General features: G+C 65.3%; 20 protein-coding genes. 13 read left to right on the forward strand and 7 right to left on the reverse strand.

Annotation, left to right across the window (positions count from 1 at the left end; genetic code table 11):
- Nucleotides 1-14: 14 nt before the first annotated feature.
- On the reverse strand, nt 15-1,208 hold the full coding sequence (locus I6F31_RS23050) for an alpha-D-ribose 1-methylphosphonate 5-triphosphate diphosphatase (protein WP_225186157.1): 1,194 nt from the start codon (nt 1,206-1,208) through the stop codon (nt 15-17).
- A complete protein-coding gene (locus I6F31_RS23055) occupies nt 1,205-1,876 on the reverse strand; it encodes a chloramphenicol acetyltransferase (RefSeq protein WP_225147306.1) in 672 nt (223 codons plus the stop codon). The genes I6F31_RS23050 and I6F31_RS23055 overlap by 4 nt, the downstream gene beginning before the upstream one ends.
- A 174-nt stretch (nt 1,877-2,050) precedes the next feature.
- Here I6F31_RS23055 and phnC point away from each other — a divergent pair, with 174 nt between their 5' ends.
- The 4 genes from phnC (at nt 2,051) to phnE (I6F31_RS23075) (ending at nt 5,656) form a co-directional block, all read left to right on the forward strand.
- Complete coding sequence (gene phnC, locus I6F31_RS23060) at nt 2,051-2,866, forward strand: phosphonate ABC transporter ATP-binding protein (protein WP_225144940.1); 816 nt, start codon at nt 2,051-2,053, stop codon at nt 2,864-2,866.
- 75 nt (nt 2,867-2,941) lie between these two features.
- Complete coding sequence (gene phnD, locus I6F31_RS23065) at nt 2,942-3,850, forward strand: phosphonate ABC transporter substrate-binding protein (RefSeq protein WP_225147307.1); 909 nt, start codon at nt 2,942-2,944, stop codon at nt 3,848-3,850.
- A 67-nt stretch (nt 3,851-3,917) separates the two neighbouring features.
- On the forward strand, nt 3,918-4,805 hold the full coding sequence (gene phnE, locus I6F31_RS23070; protein ID WP_225147383.1) for a phosphonate ABC transporter, permease protein PhnE: 888 nt from the start codon (nt 3,918-3,920) through the stop codon (nt 4,803-4,805).
- Nucleotides 4,802-5,656, forward strand: a complete 855-nt coding sequence (gene phnE / locus I6F31_RS23075) for a phosphonate ABC transporter, permease protein PhnE (protein ID WP_225186158.1) — start codon at nt 4,802-4,804, stop codon at nt 5,654-5,656. Before phnE (I6F31_RS23070) ends, phnE (I6F31_RS23075) begins: the two co-directional genes overlap by 4 nt.
- 136 nt (nt 5,657-5,792) lie before the next feature.
- Here the strand turns inward: phnE (I6F31_RS23075) and phnF are convergent, their stop codons facing one another.
- Entirely contained in the window at nt 5,793-6,524 is a 732-nt protein-coding gene (gene phnF, locus I6F31_RS23080; RefSeq protein ID WP_225151943.1) for a phosphonate metabolism transcriptional regulator PhnF, read from the reverse strand.
- A gap of 118 nt (nt 6,525-6,642) precedes the next feature.
- Between phnF and phnG the strand changes: the two genes are divergently transcribed.
- Genes phnG through I6F31_RS23125 form a run of 9 tightly spaced genes read left to right on the forward strand, consistent with a single transcriptional unit; the run spans nt 6,643 to nt 13,626 of the window.
- Nucleotides 6,643-7,107 (forward strand): phosphonate C-P lyase system protein PhnG, encoded by a 465-nt coding sequence (gene phnG / locus I6F31_RS23085; protein ID WP_225113388.1) that lies wholly within the window; start codon nt 6,643-6,645, stop codon nt 7,105-7,107.
- A 4-nt stretch (nt 7,108-7,111) separates the two neighbouring features.
- Nucleotides 7,112-7,720 carry a phosphonate C-P lyase system protein PhnH gene (phnH, locus tag I6F31_RS23090; protein ID WP_225151941.1) on the forward strand — a complete coding sequence of 203 codons (609 nt, stop codon included), beginning with the start codon at nt 7,112-7,114 and terminating at the stop codon, nt 7,718-7,720.
- Between the two features lie 4 nt (nt 7,721-7,724).
- Complete coding sequence (locus tag I6F31_RS23095; protein ID WP_225151939.1) at nt 7,725-8,828, forward strand: carbon-phosphorus lyase complex subunit PhnI; 1,104 nt, start codon at nt 7,725-7,727, stop codon at nt 8,826-8,828.
- Entirely contained in the window at nt 8,825-9,721 is an 897-nt protein-coding gene (locus I6F31_RS23100; RefSeq protein WP_036014400.1) for an alpha-D-ribose 1-methylphosphonate 5-phosphate C-P-lyase PhnJ, read from the forward strand. Before I6F31_RS23095 ends, I6F31_RS23100 begins: the two co-directional genes overlap by 4 nt.
- Nucleotides 9,714-10,511 (forward strand): phosphonate C-P lyase system protein PhnK, encoded by a 798-nt coding sequence (phnK, locus tag I6F31_RS23105; RefSeq protein WP_036014398.1) that lies wholly within the window; start codon nt 9,714-9,716, stop codon nt 10,509-10,511. The genes I6F31_RS23100 and phnK overlap by 8 nt, the downstream gene beginning before the upstream one ends.
- Nucleotides 10,512-10,533: 22 nt before the next feature.
- Entirely contained in the window at nt 10,534-11,232 is a 699-nt protein-coding gene (gene phnL, locus I6F31_RS23110; RefSeq protein WP_057027587.1) for a phosphonate C-P lyase system protein PhnL, read from the forward strand.
- A 12-nt stretch (nt 11,233-11,244) separates the two neighbouring features.
- Nucleotides 11,245-12,393 (forward strand): alpha-D-ribose 1-methylphosphonate 5-triphosphate diphosphatase, encoded by a 1,149-nt coding sequence (locus I6F31_RS23115; RefSeq protein ID WP_057027588.1) that lies wholly within the window; start codon nt 11,245-11,247, stop codon nt 12,391-12,393.
- Nucleotides 12,390-12,986: a phosphonate metabolism protein/1,5-bisphosphokinase (PRPP-forming) PhnN gene (gene phnN / locus I6F31_RS23120; RefSeq protein WP_225151937.1), complete on the forward strand. Its 597-nt coding sequence runs from the start codon at nt 12,390-12,392 to the stop codon at nt 12,984-12,986. Before I6F31_RS23115 ends, phnN begins: the two co-directional genes overlap by 4 nt.
- A 28-nt stretch (nt 12,987-13,014) precedes the next feature.
- The gene (locus tag I6F31_RS23125) at nt 13,015-13,626 is read left to right on the forward strand and encodes a pyridoxamine 5'-phosphate oxidase family protein (RefSeq protein WP_036026947.1); all 612 of its coding nucleotides are present in this window, start codon (nt 13,015-13,017) and stop codon (nt 13,624-13,626) included.
- 193 nt (nt 13,627-13,819) lie between these two features.
- On the opposite strand, the gene I6F31_RS23130 is transcribed toward I6F31_RS23125, so the two are convergent.
- The 4 genes from I6F31_RS23130 to I6F31_RS23145 form a co-directional block, all read right to left on the reverse strand.
- Complete coding sequence (locus tag I6F31_RS23130) at nt 13,820-14,323, reverse strand: DUF6496 domain-containing protein (RefSeq protein WP_036014392.1); 504 nt, start codon at nt 14,321-14,323, stop codon at nt 13,820-13,822.
- A gap of 127 nt (nt 14,324-14,450) precedes the next feature.
- Nucleotides 14,451-15,233 carry an alpha/beta hydrolase gene (locus I6F31_RS23135; protein ID WP_036014391.1) on the reverse strand — a complete coding sequence of 261 codons (783 nt, stop codon included), beginning with the start codon at nt 15,231-15,233 and terminating at the stop codon, nt 14,451-14,453.
- Nucleotides 15,234-15,237: 4 nt separating this feature from the next.
- Complete coding sequence (locus I6F31_RS23140; protein ID WP_036014390.1) at nt 15,238-16,533, reverse strand: O-acetylhomoserine aminocarboxypropyltransferase; 1,296 nt, start codon at nt 16,531-16,533, stop codon at nt 15,238-15,240.
- Nucleotides 16,534-16,811: 278 nt separating this feature from the next.
- Nucleotides 16,812-17,612 (reverse strand): IclR family transcriptional regulator, encoded by an 801-nt coding sequence (locus I6F31_RS23145; protein WP_036014389.1) that lies wholly within the window; start codon nt 17,610-17,612, stop codon nt 16,812-16,814.
- Between the last annotated feature and the right edge of the window lie 91 nt (nt 17,613-17,703).

Consider the following 17,703-nt stretch of genomic DNA (forward strand, 5'->3'; position numbering starts at 1 on the left):
TCAGCATAACCAATTTACGCCGCGACGACAGTCTCGCGCGGGGCCGCCACTGCGGTGAGCAGCCGCGTCGCGTCGGTGAGATGCACGAGCCTGCCGCCTGAGATCACCGCGATCAGCCGCGGCCGCAGCTTCACGTTGTCGTCGACGAGGAGAATGTCAGCGCGGCGTCCCTCCGCGAGCAGGCCGCGATCGGTGAGGCCGGTCGCGCGCGCCGGGCCGGCGGAGACCAGATCCCAGGCCTGAGCCAGAGGCACCACGCCATCGGCGGCCAGGCGGAACGCGGCGAGCAGCTGCGCGGGATAATAATAGTCAGACGCCAGCACCGAGCAGAGCCCCTTGGCGATCATGTCGGAGGCCCTGGTCCAGCCGGTGTGGCTGCCGCCGCGCACGACGTTCGGCGCGCCGTAGACGATGGCATCGCCGTGGCTGGCCGCTGCGCGCGCCGTCTCCTCGTTGATCGGAAACTCCGCGATCAAGGCGCCGAGCTCGCGAAAGTCCCGGCGCATCGCCGGGCTCGAATCGTCGTGCGAGAGCATCCGCACCTCGGCGGTGCGGGCCGCGGCGGCCAGGCGTGACACCGAGGTGGGCACCTCGTCGGCGCGCGAGACCACGCGCTCGACCAGCCGGTCGAATTCGTCGCTCGACAGACCGGTGCGCTCCATCATGCGGTTGCGCTTGCGTGGGTTGGAGATGTCGGCAACGACGCCGTCCATATGATCGTTAAAGGCGAACAGGTCGACGCGGCCCTCGCTGAGCCACTGTGCGATCTCCGCTTCGGCATCGAGATTGAAGGTCTCGTGCCGCAGGTGGAAGCGGGTGTCGGCGGCGAATTGAGGACGCTGCCGCTCGATCGCCTCCATCAGACCGCGCGCATTGTCGGCGCTGCGCAGGCCCGGCTCCCACGAGCAGGTTGTGGCGTGAAACACGGTAGTGATGCCGTTGCTGATCGCCTGGCGGTCGCTGTCGGCGAGCGCGACGTCGATCGGAAAGTCGACGCCGGCGCGCGGCATCATCTGGCGCTCGAAGGCATCGCCATGCAGATCAACGATGCCGGGCAGCACCAGCAGGTCACGGGCATCCAGCGCCAGCCGCGCCCGGCCGCGAGAGGCGTCGACCTCTGCAATGTCTGTTCCGGAGACGAGAAGGGAGGTTTCGACGAGCTCGGCGCCGATCAGGGCCCGGCCGCCTTCGATGAATATGTCTGTCACGCGACCGCGCTTCGTTTGCTGGCAGGAGAATTGGCGAGTGAGCTCGCTTTTGCTTCGTATGACGAGAGGAAATCTTCAATCCCGAGCTTGCGGAAATTGGGCAGCGCCTCGCGCAACTTGTCGTGATCCCAGTCCCACCAAGCAAGCCTTGCGAGCCGTCCGGCGATCTCCTCCGAGAATCGCCGCCGCACGATGCGGGCCGGATTGCCGGCGACGATGCTGTAGGCCGGCACGTCCTTGGTGACGATCGCGCCGGCGGCGATCACCGCGCCGGTGCCGATGTTGCGGCCCGGCAGCACGATCGCGCCATGGCCGATCCAGACGTCATGGCCGATATGAACGTGATGCCGGCGGCGCCAGTCGAAGAACTCGAGATCGTCGCTCTCACCTTCGAAATAGGCGCTGGATCGGTAAGTGAAATGCGCCTGAGTGGCGCGATGCATCGGATGGTTGCCGGGATTGATGCGGGTCATCGCCGCGATCGAGCAGAACTTTCCGATGGTGGCGTAGGTGATCTGCGCATCGTTCACGACATAGGAATAATCGCCCATCGCGACTTCATGCAGGATCGTGCGCGCGCCGACTTCGGTGTAGGCGCCAAGCCTGGTCTCATGCAGCTTGGCCGAGGGATCGACGGTCGGCTGAACCGAAAGAGCTTTGGCGGCCATGTTGCATCCGAAGTGCGAGGGCGGGCGTCTTTCTTCGAGCGGCCGGATGACGGTGTCGTGACAATGAGATGACAGGGGATGACGTGCGTAGGATGGCCGCACTGCAGCAGCCTTGTCACACAAGTGTTAACCACGGGCGTTAGCGGTTGGCTCCAGCTACTCTGGAGCCCCTCGATGCTGGTGGTTGAAGGCCTGACGTGTCGCTTCGGCGCGAAGGCCGCTGTGGACGATGCTTCGTTTCAAGTTTCCCCTGGCGGCTTCGTCGGGGTGATCGGGCGATCCGGCGCCGGCAAGTCGACATTGCTGCGGTCCATCAACCGCCTCATCGAGCCCTCCGAAGGCCGCATCCTGTTCGAAGGCGTCGACGTCACCGCGCTGCGCGGCAAGGAGCTGCGGCAGTGGCGTGCGCGGTCGGCGATGATTTTTCAGCAGTTCAACCTCGTCGGCCGGCTCGACGTCCTCACCAATGTGCTGATGGGGCGGCTGTCGACGGTGCCGACATGGCGGTCGCTGCTGCAGCTTTGGCCCGAAGAAGACAAGGCCATCGCGATGTCGGCGCTCGAGCAGTTCGACATGGCTGCCATCGCGGCCCAGCGCGCCGACCAGCTCTCGGGCGGTCAGCAGCAGCGCGTGGCGATCGCGCGGGCGCTGGTTCAGCAGCCCGACATTATCCTTGCCGACGAGCCGATCGCCTCGCTCGATCCCCGCAACACCAAGATCGTGATGGATGCGCTTCTGCGCATCAACAAGCATTTCGGTATCACCGTGCTCTGCAACCTGCATTCGCTCGATCTCGCCCGCAGCTATTGCGACCGCCTGATCGGGATGGCCGCGGGGCGGGTGGTGTTCGACGGCGCGCCGGCGGCCTTGACCGATCATATCGCGCGCGAGCTGTACGATCTCGAGGCGAATGAAGTCATGGATGTTGCGCCCGCGGATGCATCGGTCGGCACGGCAGTTCCTGCCCTCCGCACGGTTGCCGTGGCCTGATCGCTGCTTCTTTAAATCGAGCCTGGTCGTAGAGCCGGAACTCGACAGTTTCATAACCTTGAAATGGGAGACGTCATGATAGACCGTCGTACGATCGTTGCCGCTGCGGCGGCCCTGGCATTTTCAGTTTCAGCCGCTGCGGCGCAGGACTGGAAGGCAAAATATCCTGAGTTGATCTTCGCAAAAGTCCCCGACGAGAATGCCTCCGGCACCACCAACCGCTGGACGCCTCTGACGGAGTACCTGTCCCGCGAGCTTGGAACCAAGGTCACGCTGCGCATCGCCAACGACTACGCCGCGGTGATCGAAGGTCAGCGTGCAGGAAACATTCACATTGCGATGTACGGCCCGGCGTCCTACGCGCGTGCCTACATCATTGGCGCGAAGGTCGAACCGTTCGCGATCGAGGTGAACGGCGACGGCACCAAAGGCTATTACTCGGTTCTCTATGTCAAAAGCGATTCGAGCTACAAGGACATTAAGGACCTGCAAGGCAAGAACCTCTGCCTCGTCGATCCCAATTCGACTTCCGGCAACAACGTGCCGCGTTTCGCGATGAACAAGATGGGCATCGACCCGGAAAAGTTCTTCGCCAAGGTGGTCTATTCGGGGAGCCATGAAAACGCGGTGATCGGGCTTTCCCAGGGCACCTGCGACGCGGCGTTCAACTGGTGGAACGACGAGAAGGAATCGAACCTGCTCCGGATGGAACGGAAGGGCATGGCGAAGGCCGCTGATTTCAAGATCATCATGAAGTCCGAGCAGATCGTGAACTCGCCGATGGCCTATCTCAGCAGCCTGCCTGACGACCTCAAGGCGGCGATCAAGAAAGCAGTGCTGGAAATTGCGGTGAAGGACAAGGCGGCTTTCGACAAGATTTACGAGGGGAAGCAATTGCCCTACGTCGAGGTCGGCCACAAGGCGTATGACGCCGTGATCGAACTGACCAAGTTTGTCGACAGCATTCGCAAGCAGAAATCCTGAGGGAAACGAAGGGTTGGACAAGTCGGGCAGATCGCAAGATCTGCCCGTCGGCTCTCGCGAACATCCCATGCGAACAGCAGTTCCCGAATTTCCGGAAGCCAGGCTGCGTGAGCTTGGCGATCGCTATGCGGCCGCAATTGCCGCCAAGCGCCGCCGCGTATGGCTCGGTGCCGCCGTCCTGATCGCCGTTGCCATTGCCGCGGGCTGGATGGGCGAGGTCAGTCTCGGGAATTTTGTCGAGAACTTCTGGCGCTTCCCGGCCTATTTCGTCAGCATCGCACCCAAATTTTCGTTCGCGACCGCATGGAGCGATTTGGCGGACTGGCTGTGGGGATTGCCGCGCTGGGCACGGCTTCTCGGGGATACGTTGCTGATCGCCTATATGGGCACCCTCTCGGGTGCGCTGTGCGGTTTCGCACTTTGCTTCCTCGCCTCGGCCAATCTCGTGAAATCAGGAACGACTGTTTTCGTCACCCGGCGCGTTCTGGAGTTTTTCAGGACCGTGCCGGAGATCGTGTTTGCCCTGATCTTCGTGCTGGCCTTTGGTCTCGGGCCGCTGCCGGGCGTTCTGGCGATTGCAATCCATACCGCCGGAGCGTTGGGCAAGCAATTCGCCGAGGTTGTCGAGAACATCGACAGCAAGCCGGTCGAAGGGGTGGCGGCAAGCGGGGGCAGCTGGGTTCAGGTCGTTCGGTTCGGCGCGTTGCCTCAGGTCCTCTCGAACTTCGTGAGCTATGCCTTGCTCAGGTTCGAGATCAACGTGCGGGGCGCCGCCGTGATGGGCTTCGTCGGCGCCGGCGGGATCGGTCAGGATCTGATCGAGGCGGTTCGCAAGTTCTACTTCACCGACGTCAGCGCCATCCTGCTGCTCATCGTCCTTACCGTCATGTTGATCGACTTCCTGACGGAACGGTTGCGACACCGCCTGCTCGGGCTGGAGGGAAGCACCCGATGAGCTCCTTCAGTTTTGAAAACCGGGCCGGCATTGCCGAACGGTATCCCGACGTCTTCCGGACCGATTGGTGGCAGCGGGGAAGGATCGCAATACTCGTCGGCGGGACGGTCGGGCTGTTCCTGTTCGGGATCGTCCAGCTCGATATTCCCTTTAATCGGCTCTCCCAGGGCATGGTCAGGCTGGGCGAATTCGTCCAGCTCATGTTGCCGCCCAGCCCGGGTTCTTGGGCGGAGGTTCTGAAATATCTGCATGCGCTCGGAGAGACGGTGTCGATCGCGTTTCTCGGCACCCTTGGCGGCGCGCTGCTCGCGCTGCCGGTATCCCTGCTGGCGGCGCGCAACGTGGTTGCAAACCGGATCATCCGCCTATTGACCCGTCGTGGCCTCGATACCATCCGTGGAGTCGACACTTTGATCTGGGCACTGATCTGGGTCGGCGTCGTGGGGCTGGGGCCGTTTGCCGGCATCCTGGCCGTGATCTGCAGCGATTTCGGAACGTTCGGCAAGCTGTTCTCGGAAGCGATCGAGGTCGCCGAGAAGAACCCCGCGGAAGGCGTTCGGTCATCGGGCGGCAACCATCTCCACAGCGTCCGCTTCGGATTGCTGCCGCAGGTGTTCCCGGTCTTGCTGAGCCAGGTGCTCTACTATTTCGAGTCGAATACGCGATCGGCGACGATCATCGGAATCGTTGGCGCTGGCGGCATTGGCCTTCAGCTTGCCGAACAGATCCGGGTGCTGGAATGGCAGAAGGTAACGTTTCTGATCCTGCTGATCCTGGTAACTGTATCGTCGATCGACTGGATTTCCGGCAAGCTGCGCTTCGCGATCATCGGCAAGCGGACGGTCGCCTAACGTCGTGCTGCAGTCTTATCCGTTCCGATTGGATCGGAACGGAGCTCTGATTTTTGTTTTGACGCGTTTTCTCGACGCAAATCGTTTCCACCCCGGATCAAGTCCGAGGGCACGCTTCGCTGGAAAACGCTCTGATCTAAGCGTTCTCCACCAAAAACTCCACCCGCTCTGCCGCAAAGCGCGAGTGCTTCGTCACCAGCGGCTTGCCCGTGAGATCGTGGTCGGTGGCGTCGACCACCAGGATCGGCCGCCCCAGCGCCAGGTCGAGCCGTGCGGCGTCGCTCGCGTCGACAATCCCCGCGGTGATTCTCGTTGCGCCACGGCGATAATCGCGGACGCCGAAATGCTCCAGCAGCTTCGTCATCGAGCGCGTTGCCGCGAACACGGCGCCTGCATCCGGGAACAGCTCAGCCGAGAGCCAGGTGGTGGAAACACAGATCGGCGTGCGGTCGGCGAGGCGAATCGCCTCGATCCGCACCAGGGGCGCGCCGGTCTTAAGGCCCAGCTCCCGTGCGAGCTCGCGCGTCGCGACGTCATCGGTCGCCTCGATCAGCCGGCCATGCGGCTCGCGGCCATCGGCGCCGACGATCTCGGAGAAGCGCGTGCGCGAGCGCAGGGGATAAGCGAGCTTCTGCGCCTCGACATAGGTTCCGCTGCCGCGCTCGGCGCGCACCAGGCCGCGCTCGGCAAGCGCTGCCAGCGCGCGCCGCACGGTGTGGCGGTTGACGCGATAGGTTTCGGCGATCTCCATCTCGCCCGGCAATTTGTCGCCGGCCGCAAAGCGGCCGTCGGCGATGCCGCGCTCGATGCCATCGGCCACGAGGCGCCATAGCGCGACGCCCGAGGAGGCTGTGTCCTGCATGCTCATGTCGCGGGAAACCTACTCCAGAAATCACAGCATTGTCACGAAACAGTCATGGCGCGTCCGTATGAAGTTGTCTATTATTATAGACAACTTCGGTGCGGCAAGTTCTGTAGAAGGTTCGATGGACCAGGTGACCCAGCACAACGACCAGCAAGCCCAGCGCAAGGCCGCAATGGCGGTGCTGGCGCACGCGGAGGCGGGCGAGATCGCCGCTCGCCTCCGCAACTTGGCCCTCCCGGACCATCAGGATCTGCGCACGCCCGAGAACGGCCTCGTCATGCTGCGCGGCCGGGTCGGCGGCGACGGCGCGCCGTTCAATCTCGGCGAAGCCACGGTGTCGCGCGCCGCGGTGCGGCTTGCGAGCGGCGAGGTCGGGTTCGGCTACACGCTCGGCCGCGACGGTGAGAAGGCGCGTCTGATCGCGCTGTGCGATGCGCTGGTGCAGTCCCGCGATTTCGGCGGAGCGGTGGAGCGCGACGTTATCGCGCCGTTGCGCGAGCAGCTTATGGTCAGGCGCAAGCAGGCGGCGGCAGCGGCCGCCGCAACGAAGGTTGATTTCTACACCATGGTGCGCGGTGAGGGGTGAGATCATGACCACGATTGCGGAACTGCCGCCGGGTTTCGCCGACAAGGTGCTGTCGGCGCAATCGACATTTCGCTCGGTCATGGACGCCATGGCGCGGCCGGGCTCGGTCCAGCGCATCGTGCCGATGGCGGGGGCGCCAGGGCCGATGATGCGAGGCACCGCCGCGATCGCGCTGACGCTGTTCGACCACGACACGCCGCTCTGGCTCGACGCACGGATGGCGGAAAGCGCGGACGTGACGAAGTGGCTGAAGTTCCACACCGGAGCGCCGGTTGTGCAGGATTCGTCGGTTGCTTCGTTCGCGCTCATCAGTGACGGCGGCGCCTTGCCTTCGTTCGAATCCTTCGCGCTCGGCACCAGCGAGTATCCGGACCGGTCGACCACGGTCATCATCCAGGTCGACAGCCTCGCCTCCGGGCGCAGCTTCGAGCTGCGCGGCCCCGGCATCGACGGGGTCGCCACGCTGCAAGCGTCGATCAAGCCGTTCGACCTGTTCGAGCGCCTGAATATGAACGAAGCGCTGTTTCCGCGCGGCATCGATGTGGTGCTGGTCGCCGATGACGCCGTGGTCGCGATCCCCCGCACCACGCGCGTCGTGAGCAAGGGAAGCTAGAAGCATGTATGTCGCAGTCAAAGGCGGCGAACGCGCCATCGAGAACGCCCATCGCCTGCTCGCGCATAAGCGGCGCGGCGACCAGAGCGTTGCGGAAATCACGCTCGACCAGATCTCGGAGCAGCTCGGCCTGGCCGTCGATCGCGTCATGAGCGAAGGCTCGCTCTATGACCGCGAGCTCGCGTCGCTTGCGATCAAGCAGGCGCGCGGCGATTTGATCGAGGCGATCTTCCTGGTTCGCGCCTTCCGCGCCACGCTGCCGCGCTTCGGTGCCAGCGAGCCGGTCGACACCGGCACCATGCGGGTGCAGCGGCGGGTGTCGGCGACCTTCAAGGACATTCCCGGCGGCCAGATCCTGGGGCCGACCTTCGACTACACGCACCGCCTGCTCGATCCATCGCTCGCCCAAGGTTTTGTGCCGGAGAGGCCAGCTGCGGCCGAAGCCTCCACCGCGCCGACGCCGCGCGTGACAGACATTCTCGGGCGCGACGGGCTAATCGAATCATCGCCGGAAGCCGAGGACGGTGCCAGCGTCGGCGATCTCACCCGCGAGCCGCTGAATTTCCCCGCGGACCGTGATTTGCGCCTGCAAAACCTCGCGCGCGGTGACGAAGGCTTTCTGCTCGCGATGGGCTATTCCACCCAGCGCGGCTACGGCCGCAACCATCCCTTCGTCGGCGAGATCCGCTTCGGCGAGGTCGAGGTCGAATTCGTCGCGGAAGACGTCGGCTTCGCCGTGCCGCTCGGTGCGATCGAGCTGACCGAGTGCCAGATGGTCAACCAGTTCAAGGGCTCGGCGACCGAGGCGCCGTGCTTCACCCGCGGCTATGGCCTCGCCTTCGGCCAGAGCGAACGCAAGACCATGTCGATGGCGCTGGTCGACCGCGCATTGCGCGCCCGTGAGCTCGGCGAGGAGGCGCTCGCACCGGCGCAGGACGAGGAGTTCGTGATGTCGCATTCGGACAATGTGCAGGCGACCGGCTTCGTCGAGCACCTAAAGCTGCCGCACTATGTCGACTTCCAGTCCGAGCTCGGCCTGCTCCGAAAGTTGCGGCAAGAGTTTGCCGATGCCAATGCGCCCGATGCCATGAAGGAGGCCGCGGAATGAACGCGCCCGCCTACAATTTCGCCTATCTCGACGAGCAGACCAAGCGCATGATCCGCCGCGCGATCCTGAAGGCGATCGCCATCCCCGGCTATCAGGTGCCGTTCGCCAGCCGGGAAATGCCGATGCCCTATGGCTGGGGCACCGGCGGCGTGCAGGTCACGGCCGCGATCCTGGGGCCGCAGGACGTGCTGAAGGTGATCGACCAGGGCTCCGACGACACCACCAACGCGATCTCGATCCGCAAATTCTTCGCCAAGACCGCGGGCGTTGCGACCACGACGGCGACGGACGAGGCTACCGTGATCCAGACCCGTCACCGCATCCCCGAGACGGCGCTGAACGAGAACCAGGTGCTGGTCTATCAGGTGCCGATCCCCGAGCCGTTGCGCTTCCTCGAGCCGCGCGAGACCGAGACGCGGCGCATGCACGCGCTCGCCGAATACGGCCTGATGCATGTGAAGCTCTACGAGGACATCGCACGCTTCGGCCACATCGCCACGGCCTATGCCTACCCGGTGAAGGTCAACGCGCGCTATGTGATGGACCCGTCACCGACGCCGAAATTCGACAATCCCAAGATGGACAATTCCCCGGCGCTGCAATTGTTCGGCGCCGGCCGCGAGAAGCGCATCTACGCCATCCCGCCCTACACGCAAGTGGTGTCGCTCGATTTCGAGGATCACCCGTTCGAGCCCTACCGCTTCAACGCGCCCTGCGCGCTCTGTGGCGCGGAGAATTCCTATCTCGACGAGATCGTGACCGACGACAAGGGCGGGCGCATGTTCGTGTGCTCGGATACCGATTATTGCGAGGGCCGCCAGGCCGCCGGCCATCACGGCAGCCTCAGTGCCGCGCCGTACAAGGATAAGGCGCAGGAGGCCGCGAATGGCTGATCAGAATCTGGTCGAGAACGACGAGCCGCTGCTGGTCGCAAAATCCCTCAGCAAGTCGTTCGGCCGCATCAATGCCTGTCGCGACGTGTCGTTCTCGCTCTATCCCGGCGAGGTGTTGGCGATCGTCGGCGAATCCGGCTCGGGCAAGTCGACGCTGCTGCAAATGCTGTCGGGCCAGCTCGCGCCGAGTGCAGGCCATGTGTCCTATCGGATGCGTGATGGCGTCACCCGCGATCTCACGACGCTCGGCGAGGCCGAGCGCCGCTTCCTGTTCCGCACCGATTGGGGCTTTGTGCATCAAGACCCCGCGCAGGGCCTGCGCATGGCAGTCTCGGCCGGCGCCAATGTCGGCGAGCGGCTGATGGCGGTCGGGTGGAATCACTACGGCCGCATCCGTGAGACCGCGTCGGATTGGCTGACGCGCGTCGAGATCGACGTCGCGCGCATCGACGATGCGCCGCGCACCTATTCCGGCGGCATGCGCCAGCGCCTCCAGATCGCCCGCAACCTCGTTACCGAGCCGCGGCTCGTGTTCATGGACGAGCCGACCGGCGGCCTTGACGTATCGGTGCAGGCGCGCCTGCTCGATCTCTTGCGCAGCCTCGTCGCCGAGCTGAACCTCGCCGTCATCATCGTCACCCACGATCTCGCGGTGGCGCGCCTCTTGTCGCACCGCGTGATGGTGATGAAAGGCGGCCGCGTCATCGAGACCGGTCTCACGGACCAGGTGCTCGACGACCCGCGCGAGCCCTATACCCAGCTCCTCGTCTCCTCGATCCTGCCGCCATGAACTTTACGATATGAGCTTTCCAATGACCGCCATGATCGACATCACTGACGCCGGCAAGACCTTTACGATGCACCTGCAGGGCGGCATCGAGCTGCCTGTCGTGCGTGGCGTGACCTTCCAGGTCAATCCAGGCGAGTGCGTCGTGCTGTCGGGGCCGTCGGGCGCCGGCAAGTCGTCCATCCTGAAGATGATCTTCGGCAATTATCGCTGCGATAGCGGCTGCATCGGCATCCGCCATCGCGGCAAAGTGGTCGATCTTGCCACCGCCGAGCCACGCCAGGTGCTCAACATCCGCCGCTCCACCATCGGCTATGTCAGCCAGTTCCTGCGCGCGGTGCCGCGCGTCGCCACCATCGACGTCGTCGCGGAGCCGCTGATCGCGAATGGCATGAGCCGGGCAGACGCACAGGCGCGCGCCGGCGAGCTGCTGCATCGTCTCAACATCCCCGAACGGCTCTGGCAGCTTCCCCCCGCGACCTTCTCCGGCGGCGAGCAGCAGCGCGTGAACATCGCCCGTGGCTTCATCTCCGACCTGCCGATCCTTCTGCTGGACGAGCCGACCGCCTCGCTCGATGCGGCCAATCGCGCCGTGGTGGTCGAGCTGGTCGCTGAAAAGAAACGTCAGGGCGTCGCCATGGTCGCCATTGTCCATGACGACGAAATCCGTCATTTGATTGCCGACCGCATCGTCGACGTCACCGGCTTTGCCGCCGCGGCCTGAAGGAATGGGGAAATGAAGAAGGAATCCGTGATCGCCAACGCCAGGATCGTGCTGGCTGACCGGGTGATCGAGCAGGGCTGGCTCGCGCTTGCCGACGGCCGCATTGCGGAGATCGGCGAGGGGAGGGCGCCCGCGGGTGCCGAGGATGCCGGCGGCGATCTGATCATGCCCGGCCTGATCGAACTCCACACCGACCATCTCGAGGCGCATTACGTGCCGCGGCCAAAAGTGTTCTGGAATCCTGTCGCCGCCGTCATCTCCTATGACGGCCAGCTTGCGACCTCGGGCATCACCACCGTGTTCGATTCGCTCCGGGTCTGGCGCGAGGACGGCGCTGAGGAGGTCGATGGCCGCGCCGGCGTGCTCGCCGCCGCGATCACCACCGCGCGCGAGGCCAACCTGCTGCGCGCCGATCACTTCCTGCATCTGCGCTGCGAGATCCCGATGCCGAGCGTGGTCGAGGAGGCCAAGGAGCTGATCGACCGTCCCGACGTCAAGCTGATGTCGCTGATGGACCACACGCCGGGCCAACGCCAGTTTCGCGACGAGGTCAAGCTGCGCGACTATTACCGCGGCAAGGGCGGCGGCAAGACCGATGCCGAGCTCGACGAGCTGTTCGCAAAGCGGTTCGAATATCAAAGGCTCTACGCCGCGGCCAACATGCGCGAGATCGTGGCGCTGGCGCATCAGTACAACATTCCGCTGGCGAGCCACGACGACACCACCGAGGAGAACGTCGCGGACGCCGTGCGCGACCGCGTCTCGGTCGCGGAATTCCCGACCACGCTGGAGGCCGCGCGCGGCCTGCACCAGGCCGGCATCGACATCCTGATGGGCGCGCCGAACGTGGTGCGCGGCGGCTCGCACTCCGGCAACATCGCCGCGGTCGATCTCGCCCGCGAGGGCCTGCTCGACATCCTGTCGTCGGATTACATTCCGTCGAGCCTTTTGATGGCCGCGTTGCAATTGCCCGAGCATGTGCCCGCGATCAGCCTTCCGGCCGCGGTCCGCACCGTGACGAAAGCGCCCGCCGAAGCGGTCGGCCTCACCGACCGCGGCGAGGTCGCGACCGGCAAGCGCGCCGATCTGATCCGCGTCCATGTCGCAGGCCACGTTCCCGTGGTCCGCAGCGTCTGGCGCGAAGGACACCGCGTCGCATGAGCGAGATGGCGGCCACGGGCGAAGGCGAGACGGGTGCGATCGGCCCCGGCCGGCTCGTGCTCGTGGTCGGCCCCAGCGGCGCCGGCAAGGATACCTTGCTGCGGCTAGCCCAGGCGGCTTGCAGCGACGATCCCGACATCGTCTTCCCGCGCCGCATCGTGACGCGTGCGTCCTCGGTCGATGAAGACAATATCGCGGTCAGTCCCGACGAATTCCGCCGCGCGTGCGAGCACGGCGACTTTGCCGTGCACTGGGAGGCGCATGGGCATTCCTATGCACTGCCGCTCGAGATCAACGACGACGTCCGCGCGGGCCGCACCATCGTTGCCAACGTCTCACGCACCGTGATCGCTGCCTTGCGCCGGGCCTATGCCAACGTCGTGGTGGTCGCGATCACGGCGCCGCCGGACGTATTGGCGCAGCGGCTTGCCGCGCGCGCCCGGAAAAGCGATGGCGACATCGCCGAGCGGCTGTCGCGCAGCGTCGATGACGCCTCGGCACACGCCGATGTCACCATCCTCAATGCCGGCAGCGCCGACTATCACAGCCGCCAGCTCGTGCGCGTGATCAGGAAGCAAGGCTGGCAAGATTAGTTGCGGGCAATAACACGGAGAGAGTGGAATGACGGTGATTGAAACGGTCGAGCAGCTGGAGGCCATCTACGGCGTCACGAACGATGCCTCGACCGTCAAAGTTGCCGACCACGTCACCCCGCTCTACCGCATCTTCATCGAGAAGGCGCCGTTCGCCGCGCTCGCCACCATCGGGCCCGAAGGCATCGACTGCTCGCCGCGCGGCGATCTGCCCGGCTTTGTCCGCATCCACGACCCCAAGACGCTGATGCTGCCCGACCGCCGCGGCAACAACCGGGTCGATTCCTTGCGCAATATCGTGCGCGACCCGCGCGTGTCGCTGATGTTCCTGATCCCCGGCTCGGGCAATGCGGTGCGGGCCAACGGCCGCGCGCATCTGTCGATCGATCCGGAGCTGCTGGCCTCGTTCAAGGTCGAGGGTAAGGCGCCGCGTAGCGTCATGGTGATGAACGTGGACGAGATCTACTTCCAGTGCGCCCGCGCCATCGTCCGCGCCGATCTCTGGAATCCCGACAAGCGCGTCGATCCGAAGACGCTGCCGACACCGGGGCAGATTCTTGCGGAGATGAGCGACAACAAAGTCGGCGGCGCGGAATACGACCGCATCTGGCCGGAGCGCGCCGCCGCGACGATGTGGTGAGTGAGCCGTCTCTTTCCACGATCGACGGAATCGTAGGGTGGGCAAAGGCGCATTTGCGCCGTGCCCACGACCTGCCCAACGCGGCGAAGAATCGTGGGCACGCCTCGCTTTGCCCACCCCACAGACGCCCGCGATGTGGTGCCGACCACTTCTGACCGCGCCAGATGAATCCGCCTGACGCCGCCTGAGCTGATCAGCTCTGGCGGCGCGCCCTGGTGCGCGCCGCCTTCTTCGCGGCGGCGGAGCGCACCTTGGCACCCTTGGTGTGGCTTGCCTTGCGCGCGGCGGCTGAACGGGACGCTGCGCTTCGGCGGCTTGCGGCTCGCTTGGCCTGTTTCGACAGCGCACTGCGCGATGCGGTCGATCGCGGTTCCTTCTTCAGAGCGTTCGTGGCGGCGCGCGATACTTTTGGCCTCCGCTTCGGCGTGCGTTTGCCCTGGCCGACCTCGTAAGCGTACTTGGCACTACGGCGCGTCGACTTCTTAGTGCTTCCCTTGCGCGGTGGCGGCAGATCGACACCGGCGCGACGCGCTTCGGAGAGGCCGATCGCGATGGCCTGCTTGGTCGAGCGTGCGCCGTGCTTGCCTTTCCGGATCCTGTCGATCTCGTCCTTGACGAATTCGCCGGCCTGCGTGCTGGCCGACTTGCCGGCGCGCTTGTCTTGCCTGGCTTTGCGAATGACTTCCTGTCTCGGCATGGTCCAGTTCCCTTCTTGAGTGAGAGGGATGTCTGACCGCAACGCGCAAGACGGAAGATTGATCCGCCTAAAGCATGATCCGGAAAAGTGCGAAGCGGTTTTCCGGAAAGATCATGCGTAGACAACTTTAGTTCCTCAGCGCCGCCAGCAGCTCGTCCGGCCGCTCGGCCATGATCATGTGGCCGGCGCCGGGCACCACGACGGTCTTTGCATGCGGGATCGCCGCGGCGAGCGCCTTGCCGGCCTTCGCCGGCGTCATCATGTCCCGCTCGCCGAGGATGAGCGTCGTCGGCACCTTCACGGTCGCCGCAGCGGCAAGCGCATTCGTATAGGAGTTGCAGGCCGACAGATCCCTGAACAGCACGCCCGGCTCGCATGCCCTGAGCACCGCCTGCGCGCCGCCATGCATCCACAGGCCCGGCGCCAGGCTGCCGCCGAGCTCCGCGTTGAAGCCGAGGCCCCAGATCGAGACCATGTCGTTGGCATCCTGCGAGTTGGCTTCGGCGGCTTTCAACAGATCCGGACCCACCGTCATGGTCGCGGCGGTGCCGATCAGGCTCAGCGCTGACACCTTGTCGGGATGTCGCGCGGCGGTCTCCAGCGAGATCAGCGAGCCCATGGAGTGACCGATCAGATGCGCCTTTGCGGCGCCCGCCGCATCGAGCAGCGCCGCCGTCCAGTCGGCCATCTCGGCGATGCTGCCGAGCGAAGGCCCAGTAGAGCGGCCGTGGCCGGGCAGGTCGGGCGCCAGCACGGCAAAGCCGTGATGGGCGAACCAGCGCGTATGCAACGCCCAGGTCGCATGGTCGAAGCCGGCGCCGTGGATGAAGACGACCGCGGGCAGGGACTTGTCGAAGTCGCGGCCACCGGTTGCGACAAGCACATCGGTGCCGTTGACGGAGAGCTTCATGGTGTCAGGCCTTTTGCGAGATGCGCAGCGCTTGGTTGAGGTCGTCGATGATGTCGCTTGCGGTCTCGATGCCGACCGAGAGCCGCACCAGCTCTTCGCCGATGCCGGCCGCCTTGAGCTGCTCGGCGTCCATCTGCTGATGCGTGGTCGAGGCCGGATGGATCACCAGCGTCTTGGCGTCGCCGACATTGGCGAGATGGCTGATCATGCGTAAGCTCTCGATGAACTTGCGTCCGGCAGGCCGGCCGCCCTTGATGCCGAAGGAGACGATCGAGCCGGCACCGCGCGGCAGCAGCGTCTTGGCAAGCTGGTAGTCCGTATGATCCTCGAGCGACGGGTGCAGCACCCAGTCCACGGCCTTGTTGGACTTCAGCGCCTCCAGCACCAGATGCGTGTTCTGCATATGCCGGTCCATGCGCACGCCGAGCGTCTCGACGCCCTGGAGCAGCTGGAACGCGTTGGTCGGCGACAGGCAGGCGCCGAAATCGCGCAGGCCTTCCGTGCGGGCGCGCATGATGAAAGCGGCGGTGCCGAACTGCTCGTCGAAGACGATGCCGTGATAGCCGCCATAGGGCTCGGTCAGCACGCCGAACTTGCCGGAGGAGCGCCAGTCGAAGCGGCCGCCGTCGACGATGGCGCCGCCGATCGCGATGCCGTGGCCGCCGATCCATTTGGTCGCCGAATGCATCACGATGTCGGCGCCGAGCTCGATCGGACGGCTGAGATAGGGCGTGGCGAAGGTGTTGTCGATCAGAAGCGGAATCTTGGCCTCATGCGCGATCGCCGCAACCTTCGGGATGTCGAGCACCTCGAGGCCGGGGTTGCCGATGGTCTCGCCGATCACGAGCTTCGTGTTCGGTTTGATCGCCGCCCGGAATGCGTCGAGATCGCGTGGTTTCACAAACGTCGTGGTGATGCCGAAGCGGGGCAGCGTGTGCGCCAACAAATTGATGGTGCCGCCATAGAGCGAGCTCGACGCCACGATGTGGTCGCCGGCATTGAGCAGCGTGGCGATGGCGAGGTGCAGCGCCGCCTGGCCGCTCGCCGTGCAGATCGCGCCGACGCCGCCTTCCAGCGCCGCAAGCCGCTCCTCCAGCACGCCGGTGGTCGGATTGGAGATGCGCGTATAGATGTGGCCGGCGCGCTCCAGATTGAACAGCGCGGCGGCGTGATCGGAATCCTGGAACACGTAGGACGTGGTCTGGTAGATCGGCACCGCCCGGGCGCCGGTCGTGGGATCCGGATGCTGGCCCGCATGCAGGCTCAGGGTCTCGAAGGCAGGCGGTTTCGGCGCGGGCATGCGTGGCCTCGTTGATCGGTCGGCGATGGCGGCCGTTGTGCCACAAAACGGAGCGGTACGTCAGCCCATTGACAGCGCTGGGTTTGAAGCGAGCTCCAGCCGCGCCGGCGGTGCGCTCCCTCGCCCCGTTCTTACGGGGAGAGGGTTGGGGTGAGGGGCTCTCTCCACGAAGATGATGGCAGCTGGACTCGCGGAGGCTCCCCCTCACCCGGAATTTGCTGCGCAAATTTCCGGCCTCTCCCCGCAAGCGGGAGAGGCGAAGAGGCGCCGTCCGCGCTTCACCCCCCGATCGCCTGCTCGATCACCCGCGCCTCCCGCAGCAGGATCTCCGCGACCTCCTGCTCGCGCCTTGGCCCGAGCCTCGTGCGAACGGCGGAGACGGTCATCGCTGCTGCCGGTTGCCCGTCCGGCGTCTTGATCCAGGTCGAGATCGATTTCGTCCCCTGCACCAGTCCGATCTCTCTCATGCCATATCCCAGCCGCCTGGCGGCGGTGACCTCGCCGAGCACGGTCGCGACGTCGGTCCGGTAGGCCTCGAACCGCTTCTCGTTCGCCGCGACGATCTTTCGCGCCTCCTGCGCCGGCATTGCGGCGAGAATGGCAACGCCGGCGCTGGAGACGCCGAGCGGCCGGCGCGCGCCGACCTCGATCGACAGCACCTGGATCGGGTAGACGCCGATCCGGCGATCGACGCAGAGCGTGTCGTTGCCGGTGCGCACCGTCAGGAACAGCGTGTCGCCGATCGCGGCGGACGCGCGCTGCAGCGACGGATTTGCGGCGACCAAGAGCCGCGATGGCCGCGGACGCGCCAGCGCCAGTTCCGGTACCTGGTTGCCGATCGCGTAGCGGCCGCTCCGGCCGTGCCGCTCGACGATGCCTTCCTCGATCAGCACGTGGACGATGCGATGCACGGTGGGGCGGGTGAGCCCGGTCGTGCGGACCACCTCGGCCAATGGCACACCGTCCTCGCGCCCTGCGGCCAGGATGCGCAGCACCGCGAGCGCGCGCCGGATCGCCTGCGCGCCATGTCGCGGCTCCACGGCGCTGCGGGTGGATTTCGTTGCGCGTCGTTTGTCCATAATATGGACAAGAACGCCACAATTCGCTCGACAGGGCAAGCGCGCATCTGGAGATTGCGCTCCGATCGGGATGCCATGCACGAAAGTCTGC

The sequence above is a fragment of the Bradyrhizobium sp. NBAIM01 genome (assembly GCF_020194115.1).
Classification (GTDB): domain Bacteria; phylum Pseudomonadota; class Alphaproteobacteria; order Rhizobiales; family Xanthobacteraceae; genus Bradyrhizobium; species Bradyrhizobium yuanmingense.

Bases quoted from the DNA above. Each gene is read 5' to 3' on its own strand.
- I6F31_RS23055 (WP_225147306.1), bottom strand. From the start codon at position 1,876: ATGGCCGCCAAAGCTCTTTCGGTTCAGCCGACCGTCGATCCCTCGGCC.
- phnC (WP_225144940.1), top strand. From the start codon at position 2,051: ATGCTGGTGGTTGAAGGCCTGACGTGTCGCTTCGGCGCGAAGGCCGCT.
- phnD (WP_225147307.1), top strand. From the start codon at position 2,942: ATGATAGACCGTCGTACGATCGTTGCCGCTGCGGCGGCCCTGGCATTT.
- phnE (WP_225147383.1), top strand. From the start codon at position 3,918: ATGCGAACAGCAGTTCCCGAATTTCCGGAAGCCAGGCTGCGTGAGCTT.
- phnE (WP_225186158.1), top strand. From the start codon at position 4,802: ATGAGCTCCTTCAGTTTTGAAAACCGGGCCGGCATTGCCGAACGGTAT.
- phnF (WP_225151943.1), bottom strand. From the start codon at position 6,524: ATGAGCATGCAGGACACAGCCTCCTCGGGCGTCGCGCTATGGCGCCTC.
- phnG (WP_225113388.1), top strand. From the start codon at position 6,643: ATGGACCAGGTGACCCAGCACAACGACCAGCAAGCCCAGCGCAAGGCC.
- phnH (WP_225151941.1), top strand. From the start codon at position 7,112: ATGACCACGATTGCGGAACTGCCGCCGGGTTTCGCCGACAAGGTGCTG.
- I6F31_RS23095 (WP_225151939.1), top strand. From the start codon at position 7,725: ATGTATGTCGCAGTCAAAGGCGGCGAACGCGCCATCGAGAACGCCCAT.
- I6F31_RS23100 (WP_036014400.1), top strand. From the start codon at position 8,825: ATGAACGCGCCCGCCTACAATTTCGCCTATCTCGACGAGCAGACCAAG.
- phnK (WP_036014398.1), top strand. From the start codon at position 9,714: ATGGCTGATCAGAATCTGGTCGAGAACGACGAGCCGCTGCTGGTCGCA.
- phnL (WP_057027587.1), top strand. From the start codon at position 10,534: ATGACCGCCATGATCGACATCACTGACGCCGGCAAGACCTTTACGATG.
- I6F31_RS23115 (WP_057027588.1), top strand. From the start codon at position 11,245: ATGAAGAAGGAATCCGTGATCGCCAACGCCAGGATCGTGCTGGCTGAC.
- phnN (WP_225151937.1), top strand. From the start codon at position 12,390: ATGAGCGAGATGGCGGCCACGGGCGAAGGCGAGACGGGTGCGATCGGC.
- I6F31_RS23125 (WP_036026947.1), top strand. From the start codon at position 13,015: ATGACGGTGATTGAAACGGTCGAGCAGCTGGAGGCCATCTACGGCGTC.
- I6F31_RS23130 (WP_036014392.1), bottom strand. From the start codon at position 14,323: ATGCCGAGACAGGAAGTCATTCGCAAAGCCAGGCAAGACAAGCGCGCC.
- I6F31_RS23135 (WP_036014391.1), bottom strand. From the start codon at position 15,233: ATGAAGCTCTCCGTCAACGGCACCGATGTGCTTGTCGCAACCGGTGGC.
- I6F31_RS23140 (WP_036014390.1), bottom strand. From the start codon at position 16,533: ATGCCCGCGCCGAAACCGCCTGCCTTCGAGACCCTGAGCCTGCATGCG.
- I6F31_RS23145 (WP_036014389.1), bottom strand. From the start codon at position 17,612: ATGGACAAACGACGCGCAACGAAATCCACCCGCAGCGCCGTGGAGCCG.